General features: G+C 44.1%; 11 protein-coding genes, 7 tRNA genes and 2 rRNA genes. 19 read left to right on the forward strand and 1 reads right to left on the reverse strand.

The annotated features are described in order from the left end of the window. From ACSFXN_RS12680 to ACSFXN_RS12720, 9 genes are all read left to right on the forward strand, one after another. Window positions 1-111, forward strand: a 23S ribosomal RNA gene (locus ACSFXN_RS12680); the annotation flags it as partial. Window positions 112-162: 51 nt separating this feature from the next. Beyond that, window positions 163-278: ribosomal RNA gene (rrf, locus tag ACSFXN_RS12685) — 5S ribosomal RNA — on the forward strand. Between the two features lie 40 nt (window positions 279-318). Further along, window positions 319-391, forward strand: a tRNA-Thr gene (locus ACSFXN_RS12690). Window positions 392-437: 46 nt separating this feature from the next. Beyond that, window positions 438-512, forward strand: a tRNA-Glu gene (locus tag ACSFXN_RS12695). A gap of 17 nt (window positions 513-529) precedes the next feature. Further along, a tRNA-Val gene (locus tag ACSFXN_RS12700) sits at window positions 530-605 on the forward strand. Between the two features lie 9 nt (window positions 606-614). Beyond that, a tRNA-Tyr gene (locus tag ACSFXN_RS12705) sits at window positions 615-698 on the forward strand. A 16-nt stretch (window positions 699-714) separates the two neighbouring features. Then, window positions 715-789, forward strand: a tRNA-Gln gene (locus ACSFXN_RS12710). An 11-nt stretch (window positions 790-800) separates the two neighbouring features. Then, window positions 801-873 (forward strand) — tRNA-Lys (locus ACSFXN_RS12715). Between the two features lie 28 nt (window positions 874-901). Further along, window positions 902-974 (forward strand) — tRNA-Ala (locus ACSFXN_RS12720). A 70-nt stretch (window positions 975-1,044) separates the two neighbouring features. On the opposite strand, the gene ACSFXN_RS12725 is transcribed toward ACSFXN_RS12720, so the two are convergent. Next, window positions 1,045-2,124: a citrate synthase/methylcitrate synthase gene (locus ACSFXN_RS12725; protein WP_437150486.1), complete on the reverse strand. Its 1,080-nt coding sequence runs from the start codon at window positions 2,122-2,124 to the stop codon at window positions 1,045-1,047. 104 nt (window positions 2,125-2,228) lie between these two features. Here ACSFXN_RS12725 and ACSFXN_RS12730 point away from each other — a divergent pair, with 104 nt between their 5' ends. The 10 genes from ACSFXN_RS12730 (at window position 2,229) to ACSFXN_RS12775 (ending at window position 13,564) form a co-directional block, all read left to right on the forward strand. Then, on the forward strand, window positions 2,229-3,110 hold the full coding sequence (locus ACSFXN_RS12730) for a LysR family transcriptional regulator (RefSeq protein WP_437150487.1): 882 nt from the start codon (window positions 2,229-2,231) through the stop codon (window positions 3,108-3,110). Window positions 3,111-3,124: 14 nt separating this feature from the next. Continuing rightward, complete coding sequence (locus ACSFXN_RS12735) at window positions 3,125-3,688, forward strand: GNAT family N-acetyltransferase (RefSeq protein WP_437150488.1); 564 nt, start codon at window positions 3,125-3,127, stop codon at window positions 3,686-3,688. A 69-nt stretch (window positions 3,689-3,757) separates the two neighbouring features. Beyond that, entirely contained in the window at window positions 3,758-4,666 is a 909-nt protein-coding gene (rocF, locus tag ACSFXN_RS12740; RefSeq protein WP_437150489.1) for an arginase, read from the forward strand. A gap of 201 nt (window positions 4,667-4,867) precedes the next feature. Next, on the forward strand, window positions 4,868-5,431 hold the full coding sequence (gene sigW / locus ACSFXN_RS12745) for an RNA polymerase sigma factor SigW (RefSeq protein ID WP_300990987.1): 564 nt from the start codon (window positions 4,868-4,870) through the stop codon (window positions 5,429-5,431). A gap of 12 nt (window positions 5,432-5,443) precedes the next feature. Beyond that, window positions 5,444-6,079: a zf-HC2 domain-containing protein gene (locus ACSFXN_RS12750; RefSeq protein WP_437150490.1), complete on the forward strand. Its 636-nt coding sequence runs from the start codon at window positions 5,444-5,446 to the stop codon at window positions 6,077-6,079. A gap of 101 nt (window positions 6,080-6,180) precedes the next feature. Beyond that, the gene (gene cdaA / locus ACSFXN_RS12755) at window positions 6,181-7,017 is read left to right on the forward strand and encodes a diadenylate cyclase CdaA (protein WP_300990989.1); all 837 of its coding nucleotides are present in this window, start codon (window positions 6,181-6,183) and stop codon (window positions 7,015-7,017) included. Then, a complete protein-coding gene (locus ACSFXN_RS12760; RefSeq protein WP_437150491.1) occupies window positions 7,010-8,017 on the forward strand; it encodes a CdaR family protein in 1,008 nt (335 codons plus the stop codon). The genes cdaA and ACSFXN_RS12760 overlap by 8 nt, the downstream gene beginning before the upstream one ends. An 80-nt stretch (window positions 8,018-8,097) precedes the next feature. Beyond that, window positions 8,098-9,447, forward strand: a complete 1,350-nt coding sequence (glmM, locus tag ACSFXN_RS12765) for a phosphoglucosamine mutase (protein WP_437150492.1) — start codon at window positions 8,098-8,100, stop codon at window positions 9,445-9,447. A 402-nt stretch (window positions 9,448-9,849) separates the two neighbouring features. After that, window positions 9,850-11,652 carry a glutamine--fructose-6-phosphate transaminase (isomerizing) gene (glmS, locus tag ACSFXN_RS12770; protein WP_300990992.1) on the forward strand — a complete coding sequence of 601 codons (1,803 nt, stop codon included), beginning with the start codon at window positions 9,850-9,852 and terminating at the stop codon, window positions 11,650-11,652. Window positions 11,653-12,139: 487 nt separating this feature from the next. Further along, window positions 12,140-13,564, forward strand: a complete 1,425-nt coding sequence (locus ACSFXN_RS12775; RefSeq protein WP_437150493.1) for a purine-cytosine permease family protein — start codon at window positions 12,140-12,142, stop codon at window positions 13,562-13,564. Window positions 13,565-13,606 lie beyond the last annotated feature (42 nt).

The raw sequence follows: 13,606 nt of genomic DNA on the forward strand, positions 1-13,606 counted from the left end.
CATTGCGCAAGCAAGTAAGATCCCTCAAAGACGATGAGGTAGATAGGTTCGGGGTGGAAGCGCGGCGACGCGTGCAGCTGACGAATACTAATCGATCGAGGACTTAACCAAATACGTTTGTTCAATGTCGCATATCCGGTTTTGAGGGCGCAAGCGCTCATGTCCAGTGATGATGGCAAAGAGGCCACACCCGTTCCCATCCCGAACACGGCAGTTAAGCTCTTTTGCGCCAATGGTAGTTGGGGGTCTCCCCCTGCGAGAGTAGGACATTGCTGGGCCATTTTATGTTTTTTTATGCCGTAATGATTCTTTTACCTTGCTTCCATAGCTCAGCAGGTAGAGTGCTTCCATGGTAAGGAAGAGGTCACCGGTTCGAACCCGGTTGGAAGCTTTTGTTTTATAAGGTTTCTGTAAACGGGAAAAACACTTATTTTTAAGGCCCCTTGGTCAAGCGGTTAAGACACCGCCCTTTCACGGCGGTAACACGGGTTCGAATCCCGTAGGGGTCACCATTCTTTATATTTAAAGTGGAGGATTAGCTCAGCTGGGAGAGCATCTGCCTTACAAGCAGAGGGTCGGCGGTTCGATCCCGTCATCCTCCACCATATTTTTTCGGTGGGGTAGCGAAGTGGCTAAACGCGGCGGACTGTAAATCCGCTCCTTCGGGTTCGGCAGTTCGAATCTGCCCCCCACCACCAGTTTTATATTTGCCATTGGGGTATAGCCAAGCGGTAAGGCAACGGGTTTTGATCCCGTCATGCCCTGGTTCGAATCCAGGTACCCCAGCCATTTTTTATTTTGAGCCATTAGCTCAGTTGGTAGAGCATCTGACTTTTAATCAGAGGGTCGAAGGTTCGAATCCTTCATGGCTCATTTTATTTTTCCTGCGCCAGTTCAGCGCGGGGCCTTAGCTCAGCTGGGAGAGCGCGACGCTGGCAGCGTCGAGGTCAGGGGTTCGAGCCCCCTAGGCTCCATTGTTCCATGTGTATTTGTACTATCCATGTGTAAAAAGCCCGTATCCAATTTATTGGATGCGGGCTTTTTTTATACGCCGATATATTCCGATTGCGGCCGAAATATCACATTATCTTGTTGCTGTTCCATAGCATGAGCTGTCCAGCCGACGATTCGGGCCGCACTGAAGGTAGGAGTGAAAAGTATAGGTGTCATCGCAATCGAACGCATGATGGCAGCGGCATAAAATTCTACATTCGTGTAAAGCGCTCGGCCGGATTTGTGCTGGTTCAGGAGGCGAATAATTTCTTTTTCTGCTGCCACAGCTAAATCCAGCCATGGATCGGCTCCTTGTAAAGCGAGACATTTTTCTCTTAGGATAATCGAACGTGGATCTTCGGTGCGGTAAATACGGTGGCCAAAACCCATGATTTTTTCACCGTTTTCCAGTTTCTTTAAGATGAGGGATTCAATTTGTTCAGGCACGTTAATTTCTTCCAGCAAATCAATTACTCCGGAAGGCGCCCCTCCATGGAGAGGGCCTTTCATGGTACCGATGGCAGAAGTGATAGCGGAAGTAAGGTCAGACTCTGTCGATATGGTAACCCGTGCCGCAAAGGTAGAAGCATTCATTCCGTGCTCCATCGTTAACTTCAAATAAGTCTCCAATGCTTCTGTCTGCGCTTCAGTTGGCACTTTTCCGTTTATCATCCATAGATAGTTGGCGGTATGGCTTAAATCACTGCGTGGCTCAATAAATTCTTCTTTTTGCTTTAAGCGGAAAAGAAGCGCTGTCAGCACAGGGAAGGCTGCAGTTAATGCTACTGCTTGTTCTTCAATTGGCAAGCAAGTAAAGTCATCATGGCTGTACGCGGATATTAAGGTACGCAAGCCATCCATCAAAGAAGCTTCTCGAGGTAAAAGCTTTGCTGTTTCACTTACATGAACAGGAATCTGGCGATGCTTGAGGAGTTGGCTTTTCAATTCCTTCAGTTCCTGTTCCGAAGCGTCGTGGCCATGCCACAAGAAATAAGCCACTTCTTCAAATGATTTCCTCCGTATCGCTTCGCCCACCTCTTTGCCGCGATAGCGCAATTCTCCTTTATCCCCGTCGACAGAAGCGATTTTCGTCTGGACAGCTGTGACTCCCTTTAATCCTTTCTGAAACATTTTAATTCCTCCTTTTTTTCTATCATACTGCTGACTATTGATAATGAAAATTAAAGATATATAATTAAAACAATTCGAATTATTAATTAAAAAAGGAGAACAGTATGGAAATATCCTGGCTAAGAACTTTTGTGGATGCTGCTGAAACGCTAAATTTCAGAAAAACCTCTGAACGATTGTTGATGTCCCAGCCTAGTGTGACAGTGCATATTCGATTGTTAGAAGAAAACCTAGGCCTCTTGTTATTCAAAAGGGAAAAGAACCGGGTTGCATTAACAGAAGAAGGGCGCCATTTTTACGGAAAAGCCCAACTTATATTGGCGCAGCTTGATCAAAGTGTAGAAGAACTCCAAGCGTTTGCCCAGGGCTATCGGAAAAAATGGACACTTGCCATTTCTCCTTTAATGGCGGAAACCATTTTGCCGTATATTTTAAAATCATTTACGAAAGACCACCCGGATTTGGAACTGGTCATTCAAGTGGAAGAGTCGGAGCTGATTGAGGGTCTGGTCGAAACGGAACAAGTATCGGCTGGTATTTCTGCCTTGCCTCCTAAACGCCATAACGTTGTCCATGAAACAGTTTACAGCGATCCGATTCTTTTTATCTTGCCGAGGGATGCGTACGACGATGAAACTGGTCCTGCTGTATCAGGGGAAGTAGCGCTGCAATCCACATTTTTATTTACCCATCACCATCCGGCTTATTGGGATGAATTGCTATTGAAATTGCGTCTCCATGTAACCGGCATACGGACGATGAAAGTTACGCAAGCCCATATCGCAAAACGCTTTATCCAAGAAGGGCTTGGAGTATCCTTTTTGCCAAAATCGATGGTCCGGCGGGAATTGATCGAAGGGCGTTTAATGGATGCCCATTTTGATTTGTTTCCACTGCCGACCGTTTCTACATATTTTTTGGCAAAAGAATTTGGAGAACTTGAGAAAGAATTTTTAAGAAGAATTCAATCGGTTTACTTTAATTGAAAAGGAGATGCGACATGATAATTGAACGGTCGAATATTCGCTTAAGGTTATTAGAACGAGAAGATTTTAAAGCTTTATGGGAGTTGTATACACCGCGGATTTTTGAACATATGCTGACGAAAGTAAAAAGCTATGAGGAGCTTGTCAAATGGCTGGAATCAGGTCTGAAAGCACCCAATGCAATGGTTTTTGTGGTGGAAGATCCGAATACAGGCAGAATGATGGGAACGACTCGCATTTATGCAATCGATGAAGCGAATAAAAGCTGTGAAATCGGTTCTACATTTTATGCAGAATCTGTCCAGCGGACTCATGTGAATACAGCTGTTAAATACGCCTTACTCCGCTATTGTTTTGAGGAGCGGAGCCTGATTCGTGTGCAATTTAAAACGGATGCTGAAAACATCGCTTCACAGAAAGCGCTGAAGCGAATAGGAGCTGTAAAAGAAGGAACGCTCCGCAATGAACGGATCCGCTCTACCGGAAAGCCGAGAGATGCGGTAGTTTATTCGATTATTGAAGCGGAATGGCCGGCTGTAAAAAACAGATTAGAAATAATAATGAATAAATATACTTAATTTTGTCTGGTTGAGCCAAGGCTTCCTTAGCAGGTACAATAGATTCATCTTGATAAGGGGGATAAAATAATGAATAAATTAAACGTTTCTATTATAGGAGTTCCAATGGACCATGGCCAAAACCGCCGTGGAGTCGATATGGGGCCAAGTGCTATCCGCTATGCAGGAGTGGTGGAACGGATTGAGAACTTAGGGCATACGGTGAAAGATGAAGGGGACATCCAAATCGGCCATGCAGACGGATCCATTGATACAGATACAAATTTGCGCAATTTAAAAGTGGTTACAGATGCTACTGAAGCGTTAGGAGCAAAAGTGTTTGAAGTTGCAGAAGCAGGGAATTTTCCGCTCGTTCTTGGCGGAGACCACAGCATTGCAATCGGGACGCTTGCAGGCATTTCTGAACGCCACGAAAACTTAGGTGTTATTTGGTATGATGCCCATGCTGATATGAATACAAGTGAAACATCACCATCCGGCAATATTCATGGAATGCCTTTAGCAGCCAGCTTTGGGCTTGGACATGAACAATTAACGAATATTCGTGGGTATTCACCAAAAGTGAAGCCGGAAAACATAGTAATCATTGGTGCCCGTTCCGTTGATCCAGGAGAACGCGAATTGATCAAAGAGCGCGGCATTCGCGTCTACAGCATGCATGAACTTGATAAAATGGGAATGAATGCTGTAATTGATGATGCGATTCAATATTTAAAAGAAGAACGCCGGACAGATGCCGTTCATTTATCACTTGATTTAGATGGCATTGATCCGATGTATACTCCAGGAGTAGGGACACCGGTTCCAGGCGGCATCACTTACCGGGAAAGCCATTTGGCAATGGAATTATTGCATGATGCAGGAATTATCACTTCTGCCGAGTTTGTAGAAGTGAATCCGATTCTAGATGAAAAGAACCGGACTGCGGACGTAGCAGTCGCGCTTATCGGTTCGTTGCTCGGCGAAAAATTACTGTAACACTCTAAAACAGGCGAAAGCCTGTTTTTTTGTGTTTTAATACGTTTTTATTATTTATATGCCTAAATGTAAACTATCTGGAAATAAGTTGGATTTTTTTGACGTGAATTTGGTACGATAGAAAGAGAAAAAATAAATGAAACTTTTTGAAAAGCAATCCGTATATAAAAGACAGCCGCATAGGCGGAGGGAAATGAGATCATGGATGCGTTAGTCAATAAACGAATAAAAAAAGTATTAAAAGGCGATCAGAACGCATTCGCCGAAATCGTTGAGCTGTATCAGCATCAGCTTTATCAAATCTGTTACCGCATGCTTGGCAATAAGCATGAGGCAGAAGACATTGCACAGGAAGCGTTTACGCGCGCTTATGTGAATCTTCATACATTCGATCAAAACCGCAAATTTTCGACATGGCTTTACCGTATAGCCACGAATTTATGCATTGACCGGATCCGCAAAAAAAAGCCGGACTTTCATTTGGATGCGGAAGTGCGCGGGACGGAAGGCTTGAACATGTACTCGTCTATTGCCAGCGATGACCAGCTTCCTGAAGAAGAATTAATGCGGATGGAAGTGCAGGAGCGGGTGCAGTACGAGATAAGCCGCTTGCCAGATAAGTACCGTGCCGCTATTGTATTAAAGTATATCGAAGAATTGCCGCTGGCGGAAATCAGCGAAATTTTGGATTTGCCGCTAGGTACCGTGAAAACGCGGATACACCGGGGAAGAGAAGCTCTTCGGAAGCAATTGAGCAATTTGTAGGAGGCGAGCACCATGAATACGTGTCCGGAAAAAATCATCCATTTCATGGACGATTATTTAGATGGGGATCTTAACCCCGCTGATGAAGCTGTTCTGAAAGAGCATTTGGAAAGCTGCATCGATTGCCGGAAACTATACCACGAGTTAACCAAAACGATCGCATTTGTCCAAAGTGCATCACATATACAACCACCGCCTGATTTTGTCCAAAAGACATTGCAACGGCTGCCAAAAGAAAGGCAGCGCGTCGGAATCCAGCGCTGGTTCAGACAACACCCGTTACTAACAGCTGCCGCACTTTTTTGTTTGCTGATGAGCGCAACTTTGTTCTCGAATTTCAATAATGATCAGCAGTTCGCTTTTACAAAACAACCTAATTTAGTTGTAGAAGGTGAAACAGTGGTGGTCCCTGAAGGCGAAGTGGTGACAGGGGATTTGACGATCCGCAATGGCGATTTGCGTGTGGAAGGCGAATTGCACGGCGACGCGACTATTGTCAATGGCCAGTATATGGCTTCTTCTGGCGTGATTACAGGAGAAATCGAAGAAATTGATAAAGCTTTCGAGTGGCTTTGGTTTACGATTAAAGATGGCGTTAAAGACGCTGCCTCCATTTTCAACGCAGGCGATAAAGAGAATGAAGAGTAGAGCCTATCCTCATTGAAGGATAGGTTTTTTCAATGAAGGCAAGGAGAATTCACTTATGATATACTGATTTATATGCAGATGTGGAAAAGCGAGGGTTGCAGATGCCGTTTTTGGAGAACTTAACAAACCAGACACCACTCGAACTTTTAGTAAATGTCATTGATATTTTATTAGTATGGTTCGTTATATATAAGCTGATTACGATTATTAAAGGGACGAAAGCGGTCCAGTTATTAAAAGGAATATTTTTTATCGTCATTGCGTATCTGATTACACAAGCACTCAATCTGGAAACACTTGGCTGGGTCATGCAACAAGTGTTGAATTGGGGCTTCCTGGCAATTATTATTATTTTCCAGCCGGAAATGAGGCGTGCGCTTGAACAGCTTGGCCGTGGCAAACTGTTTTCAAGCAGCCAGCTAAATGAGGAATCTGAACGCAACCGGTTGATTGAGGCGATGTCAAAATCCGTAAGTTATATGGCGAAACGCCGGATCGGCGCGCTTATTTCCATTGAACGGGAAACGGGCTTGAGTGAATATATAGAGACCGGTATTCCGATGAACTCAGACATAACGTCAGAGTTGTTGATCAATTTATTTATTCCAAATACCCCATTGCATGACGGTGCTGTCATTGTGCAGAAAAACCGAATTGCCGCTGCTGCCTGCTATTTACCGTTGTCAGAAAGTCCTTTTATCTCAAAAGAACTTGGAACCCGCCACCGTGCAGCACTCGGAATCAGTGAAGTGACCGATGCTATTACGATTATTGTGTCAGAGGAAACGGGTGCAATCAGCCTTACGGCAAACGGAGATTTGCATCGCAATTTGTCACTCGAAGATTTTGAAGTGAAATTGCGCCGAATTTGGTTTGGAGCCGTCCAGCAGCCAGCTGATTCTTCCCGATGGAACTGGAGGGGGAAAAAAAATGGATAAATTGATGGACAGTCCTTGGTTTTTGCGGATTATGGCCCTCCTGCTGGCATTTCTTTTATTCTTTACGGTTAAAGCAGATGAAGACGCTGTAAATTCAGCGAATAATGGCACGATAACTGAAGAAATCGAAGATGTGGAACTGGAAGTTTTTTATGGAGATACCAATTTAATGGTTAGTGGGTTGCCTGAGACAGTGGATTTAACAATTTCAGGTCCTACCAGTACTGTACAGACTGCTCGGCAACTGAAAGATTTTACATTGTTTGTGGATTTGCGCAATATGACGATTGGTGAACACCGCGTGCCAATTCAGACTGAAAATTTTTCGGAACAGCTGCGGGTTCAAATTGATCCGGCGTTTGTGGACATTACGATTGAAGAGCGGGTCACGCAGGAGTTCCGCATTGACCCTGAAATGAATGAACGCTTATTGCAAGAAGGATTTGTGTTGGAGGAAATTACAGCGGATCCAAATAGCGTCACTGTCACAGGGCCGAAAAGCGTGATCGATGCTATCAGTTTTGTAAAAGCCACTGTTACAGGTGAGCAGGGAGTTAATGAATCGTTTACAACAGAAGCCCGGGTCCGGGTACTCGCAAACGATTTGACAAAGCTTGAAAATGTAGAGATTGAACCTGAAGTGGTAAAGGTTTCGGTTGAAATACAGGAATACAGCAAAGAAGTGCCAGTTGTTATCAAAGAGAATGGAACACCGCCAACCGGAATAAGGATTGACGAGCTTATTCCATCCAGCAAAACTGTTCGGGTATACGGGCCGAAGAATGCAGTTGATCCATTGAATGAGTATGTGGTGGAAGTAAATACCGGCGTCATTACTCCGACAGATACAACGATAGAAACGGAGTTGAAAGCACCGAAAGGGACTACATCCGTCACTCCGGCTGATATGACAGTGGAAGCTGAAATTACAGTGGATGAGACAGTTAAAGCGCCTGATGGAGTGGAAAAACCAGAAGTATCAGAGAATTCTTCTTCGTAATGCTAAGGCGAGGATATGAATTTGGGATGGAACATGTATAATGGAGCGAGATAATGCTATAGATTGAAGGAGAGAAAAGAATGGGAAAATATTTTGGAACTGATGGGGTGCGGGGCGTCGCGAACAGTGAATTGACACCTGAACTGGCATTTAAATTAGGACGTTTTGGCGGATATATTTTAACGAAAAGCTCGAAAGAAAAGCCTAAAGTATTAATTGGCCGGGATACCCGGATTTCAGGAGAAATGCTTGAAGGGGCACTTGCGGCAGGACTCCTGTCTGTTGGAGCAGAAGTAATGCGCCTTGGCGTTATCAGCACTCCTGGAGTAGCATACTTGACGCGTGTGATGAGTGCGGAAGCGGGCGTCATGATTTCAGCTTCACACAATCCGGTAGAAGACAATGGCATTAAATTTTTTGGTTCGGATGGATTTAAATTATCCGATGAGCAGGAGCTGGAAATTGAAGCTTTGCTTGATAGCGAAGAAGATACACTTCCGCGCCCTACTGGAGGAGATTTAGGCAGCATCACCGATTATTTTGAAGGCGGCCAAAAGTACATCCAGTATTTGAAACAGACCGTGGATGAAGAGTTCACAGGCATCCATGTGGCACTTGATTGCGCACATGGAGCAACATCTTCCCTAGCAACGCATGTATTCGCTGATTTGGATGCGGACATTTCATCAATGGGCGCTTCTCCGAATGGCTTGAATATTAACGATAAAGTAGGATCAACCCACCCTGAAAAATTGGCTGAACTGGTCATCGCTAAAAAAGCGGATATCGGCTTGGCATTTGACGGCGACGGCGACCGCTTGATTGCGGTGGATGAAAAAGGCCAAATCGTTGATGGCGATCAGATTATGTACATAATCGCGAAACATTTGCATTCAGAAGGCCGGCTAAAGAAAAATACAGTTGTGTCGACTGTGATGAGCAATATGGGCTTTTATAAAGCATTGGAAGAGCACGGCATGGAAAGCAAGCAGACAGCTGTTGGTGACCGCTATGTCGTAGAAGAAATGAAGAAAAACGAGTACAACCTTGGCGGCGAGCAGTCCGGCCACATAATCTTCCTAGACTACAATACAACAGGCGATGGCTTGTTGACCGGTCTTCAACTGGTGAATATCTTGAAAGTTACGGGCAAAAAATTATCCGATTTAGCAGCAGAAATGACAATTTTCCCGCAAAAACTTGTCAATATCCGTGTAACGGATAAACATGCTGTTACAGAGAATTCAAAAGTGGCTGCTGTCATCACTGAAGTGGAAAGCGACATGAATGGAAATGGCCGTGTCTTAGTGCGTCCTTCTGGCACAGAGCCGCTTGTCCGGGTCATGGTGGAAGCAGCTTCTGGAGAAGACTGCGAGAGATATGTTGAGCAAATTGCTGAAGTAGTAAGAGCCGAAATGGGCTTAAACTAGTATAAGAAACCGGTTCAAAAGCTAGACGGCTTTTGAACCGGTTTTTTGGTATTATAAGGAGTAATTTTAATAAGATTTTATTGACGTGCGTTAAACGAAAAGGTATGATAAACTTGCCTAGGTTTAGGCCGCTAAAAAAGGGGGATAGTAATGCGTACAAGGAAAACAGTTAAAGCGCCAGTACTGGGGAAATCGGATGGACAAATCAATTCCCAGTAGACGAGGAGGAGGAGTATCGAGATTTCGGCGGATACCTCCCGGCCGCGAAGCCCGGTCGTAATATCCAGCATTTAAAGCAGTTGAGTGATCAGTTGTACAACGATGCGGATGGGCTCATGACAAGTGTTTGCCAAAATGGGCAAACGCTCATTTTGACTTATAGGAAAATGGAGGAATTAGATTATGTGTGGAATTGTCGGGTATATTGGAGAAAATGATTCAAAAGAAATTCTTTTAAAAGGTTTGGAAAGATTGGAGTACCGCGGTTACGATTCAGCAGGGATTGCTGTACGCAACGGCAAAGGCATTACGGTATTCAAAGAAAAAGGGCGCATTGCTGATTTGCGCGCAGTAGTGGAAGATGAAGTGGTGGGAACAAGCGGAATCGGCCATACACGCTGGGCCACTCACGGAAAACCGAATCGCGTAAACGCTCACCCTCATCAAAATGAAAACGACCGTTTTACATTGGTGCATAACGGAGTGATCGAAAACTATCATCACATTCAGCGCGATTACTTGGCTGGAGTGCAAATGGAATCAGACACAGATACAGAAGTCATTGTACAATTGATTGGCAAATTTGTAGCAGAAGGCATGACAACCCGGGAAGCATTCAGCAAAACATTGACTTTGCTAAAGGGTTCATACGCTATCGCTTTATTGGATGCTGAAGAAGAGCATACAATTTTCGTCGCGAAAAACAAAAGCCCGTTGCTAGTGGGACTTGGAGATGGCTTTAACGTCGTTGCAAGTGATGCCATGGCTATGCTTCAAATCACAGATCAATTCGTGGAATTGATGGACAAAGAAATCGTCATCGTGCGCAAAGACAGCGTGGATATTTTGACATTGGACGGCGAAAAAGTTAGCCGCCAGCCGTTCAAAGCTGAAATCGACATGAGCGATATTGAAAAAGGCACCTACCCTCATTATATGCTGAAAGAAATTGATGAGCAGCCGGCAGTGATGCGCAAAATCATTCAAGCTTACCAAGGCGCAGATGATAAATTAACGATCCAGCCTGAAATCATCCAAGCATTGAAAGATGCGGATCGTATCCACATCATCGCTGCGGGAACAAGCTATCATGCTGGATTGATCGGCAAGGAATACTTGGAGAAAATGGCAGGAATTCCAGTAGAAGTGCATGTATCAAGCGAATTTGGCTACAACATGCCGCTTCTTTCAGAAAAACCATTGTTTATTTTTATTTCCCAATCAGGAGAAACTGCTGACAGCCGCCAGGTATTGGTGAAGATCAAGAAATTGGGGCATCCGTCGTTGACTATCACCAACGTAGCCGGTTCTACACTTTCACGTGAAGCGGATTACACATTGTTATTGTATGCAGGACCAGAAATCGCAGTCGCTTCTACAAAAGCGTACACTGCACAAATTGCTGTTCTTTCAATTCTGGCTGCGGTAACTGCAGAGTCCAAAGGCATCGACATTGGCTTTGACTTGGTGCAGGAACTGGGAATTGTAGCGAATGCAATCCAAGCACAAGTGGACATGAAAGAAGAAATGGAGCAAATTGCCCGTGATTTCCTTTCAACTACACGCAATTGCTTCTTTATCGGCCGCGTCATGGATTACTTTGTAGGCCTTGAAGGCGCATTGAAATTGAAAGAGATTTCGTATATCCAAGCGGAAGGCTTTGCTGGAGGCGAACTGAAACACGGTACGATTGCGTTAATCGAAGAAGGCACTCCGGTTATTGCGCTTGCAACGCAAGAAAAGGTTAACCTCAGCATTCGCGGAAACGTCAAAGAAGTGGCGGCTCGCGGTGCAAATCCTTGCATCATTTCTATGGAAGGCTTGCAAGAAGAAGGCGATAGCTTAGTTCTTCCGAAAGTCCATGAATTGCTGTCCCCGCTTGTATCGGTTATTCCGATGCAGTTGATCAGCTATTACGCAGCGCTTCACCGCGACTGTGACGTAGACAAGCCACGTAACTTGGCGAAATCGGTTACGGTTGAATAAAATAAGTTCTTTAAACGCCACTTACGACATTATGCCGTAAGTGGCATTTTTTATATTTTTGTTTAAGTGAAAGCTGAAAATAATTATATGAAAAGAATAATAAATCCTTCATTTTTCCATTCTTAGAAAAAATCAAATTAATGGATATTGAATAGACCCTTTGGATGAGTTTGCCTCTAAAAACTACAAGAAAACAAAAATTATGTTAAAATATAAAAGGAAGTGATTCACCCGTTTCAGCAACTGTTGCTGATGGGCGGAATTCATCTTTTTTTTTATTTTGAATGCTGGTTTTAAGCCTGCTTTATCCTCCCTAACACTCCTGCCCGCCTCGCAAGGAAATAACATACACTTTCCTTCATCAACCGCATACTTACTAAACAGTCTTTGCTTGTCAATTAGGATAAAGCAGTATGATTTATTTTGCTTAAAACATGTTGTTCGAGATGAAAAACTAAATATTTGTGAAAGAAAGGAAGATGATTTTATGAGATCTGACATTACTGCAGATCACCGATCGAGAGAAAAGGAATTTGTCAACAAACACAAACCAGAAAAAACTGCAGATTACACATTTGACCGTGTGCCAAGAGAGGAAAGGAAAATGGGCTGGTTAAGCATCACCAATATTACATTCGGGATTGCTACCGCTATTTTTTATTTTCAGATGGGAAGTGTCATGGCTTTGCAATTCGGAGCGGCCAATGCCATTATCTCAGCTATCTACGCGATTATCGTAGCAGGAATACTTGGAACAATCATTGTGTATCTATCAGCTAAATCCGGCATGAACGTCAACTTGTTATCCCGCGGAGGATTCGGTTATATCGGCGCCTCATTAACCTCGTTAATTTACGCTTCCAACTTTATCATGTACTGTGCGTTTGAAGGCATGATACTTGTGGCAGCTGTCCATGCATTTTTCCCCGCAATCCCCGTGTGGGCCCTGATCGTCATCTTTGGATCAATCGTCATTCCGTTAAACTGGTTTGGCATCAAGCAATTGGATAAGTTGCAAAAATGGTCTTTGCCCATTTTTGGTTTGTTTTTAATCGCTGCTATTTATGTAGCGTTTAATCGCCCTTCTTTGTATGAAGGGAGTTTCTGGACATACATGCCTGAAGGTGTTCAAATAGGCGGCACGGCGCTGCTACTGTGCATCGGTATGCAACATGGCATCATGGGGCTGACTGCTTTGATCGCCTCTGATTACGCGCGTTTCTTAAAACCGAAAGATATAAAAGTCGGTTCAATCGCCATCGGATTTATTCCGCAGATTTTCTGTTTTGGGGTAATGGGTGGCCTTGGCATCTGGTTTGGCGTTACTTTGGGTGAATCCAATCCCGGTGTTTATATCGTTGTCTTATTAGGTCTTGGCGGTGTGCTGTTTACGATGCTGACTCAAGTGCGCATTAACATCACGAATATCTATAGCAGTTCGTTGTCATTGTCGAGTTTCTTTGAAAATATGTTCAACTTTTCACCGGGCCGACGCTTCTGGGTAGTGGTTTCAGGCATTGTTGCCATCATGCTGATGCTTGGCGGCATTGTAGATCATTTAGGTGTAGCCATGACTTTCCAAGGCGTAGCGCTTATGACTTGGGCATCTATATTGGTGACCGATGCGCTTGTTGTAAAGAAAATGCTGAAAATCGGGCCTGGCTATTATGAGTCCAGACAGAGAAATTTATATAAATGGAATCCTGTCGGCGTGGTATCGCTCTTGGTGCCAACTGCTTTAGGGACCATTGCAGCACTTGGATATTTCGGCTTATTCCTGCAAAGCACGGCGGCATTTTTCGCGGCCATCATGGCTGCCATTTTGACAGTAATTCTAGCTGTTTTGACTAAAGGCCGCTATTATACGAAAAGAGAAGTTAACGATATTCCAAAAGAAGATTATATTGCCTGAAAAAATGTTTTGGGGTAAAGTGGCAGTAAAGAGCATGACTCG

This window comes from Planococcus sp. 1R117A, assembly GCF_051417975.1.
Lineage (GTDB): Bacteria > Bacillota > Bacilli > Bacillales_A > Planococcaceae > Planococcus > Planococcus shenhongbingii.

Excerpts from the sequence above, each read along its gene's own strand:
- ACSFXN_RS12775 (WP_437150493.1), top strand. The coding sequence starts at position 12,140 with ATGAGATCTGACATTACTGCAGATCACCGATCGAGAGAAAAGGAATTT.
- ACSFXN_RS12735 (WP_437150488.1), top strand. The coding sequence starts at position 3,125 with ATGATAATTGAACGGTCGAATATTCGCTTAAGGTTATTAGAACGAGAA.
- cdaA (WP_300990989.1), top strand. The coding sequence starts at position 6,181 with ATGCCGTTTTTGGAGAACTTAACAAACCAGACACCACTCGAACTTTTA.
- sigW (WP_300990987.1), top strand. The coding sequence starts at position 4,868 with ATGGATGCGTTAGTCAATAAACGAATAAAAAAAGTATTAAAAGGCGAT.
- ACSFXN_RS12760 (WP_437150491.1), top strand. The coding sequence starts at position 7,010 with ATGGATAAATTGATGGACAGTCCTTGGTTTTTGCGGATTATGGCCCTC.
- glmS (WP_300990992.1), top strand. The coding sequence starts at position 9,850 with ATGTGTGGAATTGTCGGGTATATTGGAGAAAATGATTCAAAAGAAATT.
- ACSFXN_RS12750 (WP_437150490.1), top strand. The coding sequence starts at position 5,444 with ATGAATACGTGTCCGGAAAAAATCATCCATTTCATGGACGATTATTTA.
- ACSFXN_RS12730 (WP_437150487.1), top strand. The coding sequence starts at position 2,229 with ATGGAAATATCCTGGCTAAGAACTTTTGTGGATGCTGCTGAAACGCTA.
- glmM (WP_437150492.1), top strand. The coding sequence starts at position 8,098 with ATGGGAAAATATTTTGGAACTGATGGGGTGCGGGGCGTCGCGAACAGT.
- rocF (WP_437150489.1), top strand. The coding sequence starts at position 3,758 with ATGAATAAATTAAACGTTTCTATTATAGGAGTTCCAATGGACCATGGC.
- ACSFXN_RS12725 (WP_437150486.1), bottom strand. The coding sequence starts at position 2,124 with ATGTTTCAGAAAGGATTAAAGGGAGTCACAGCTGTCCAGACGAAAATC.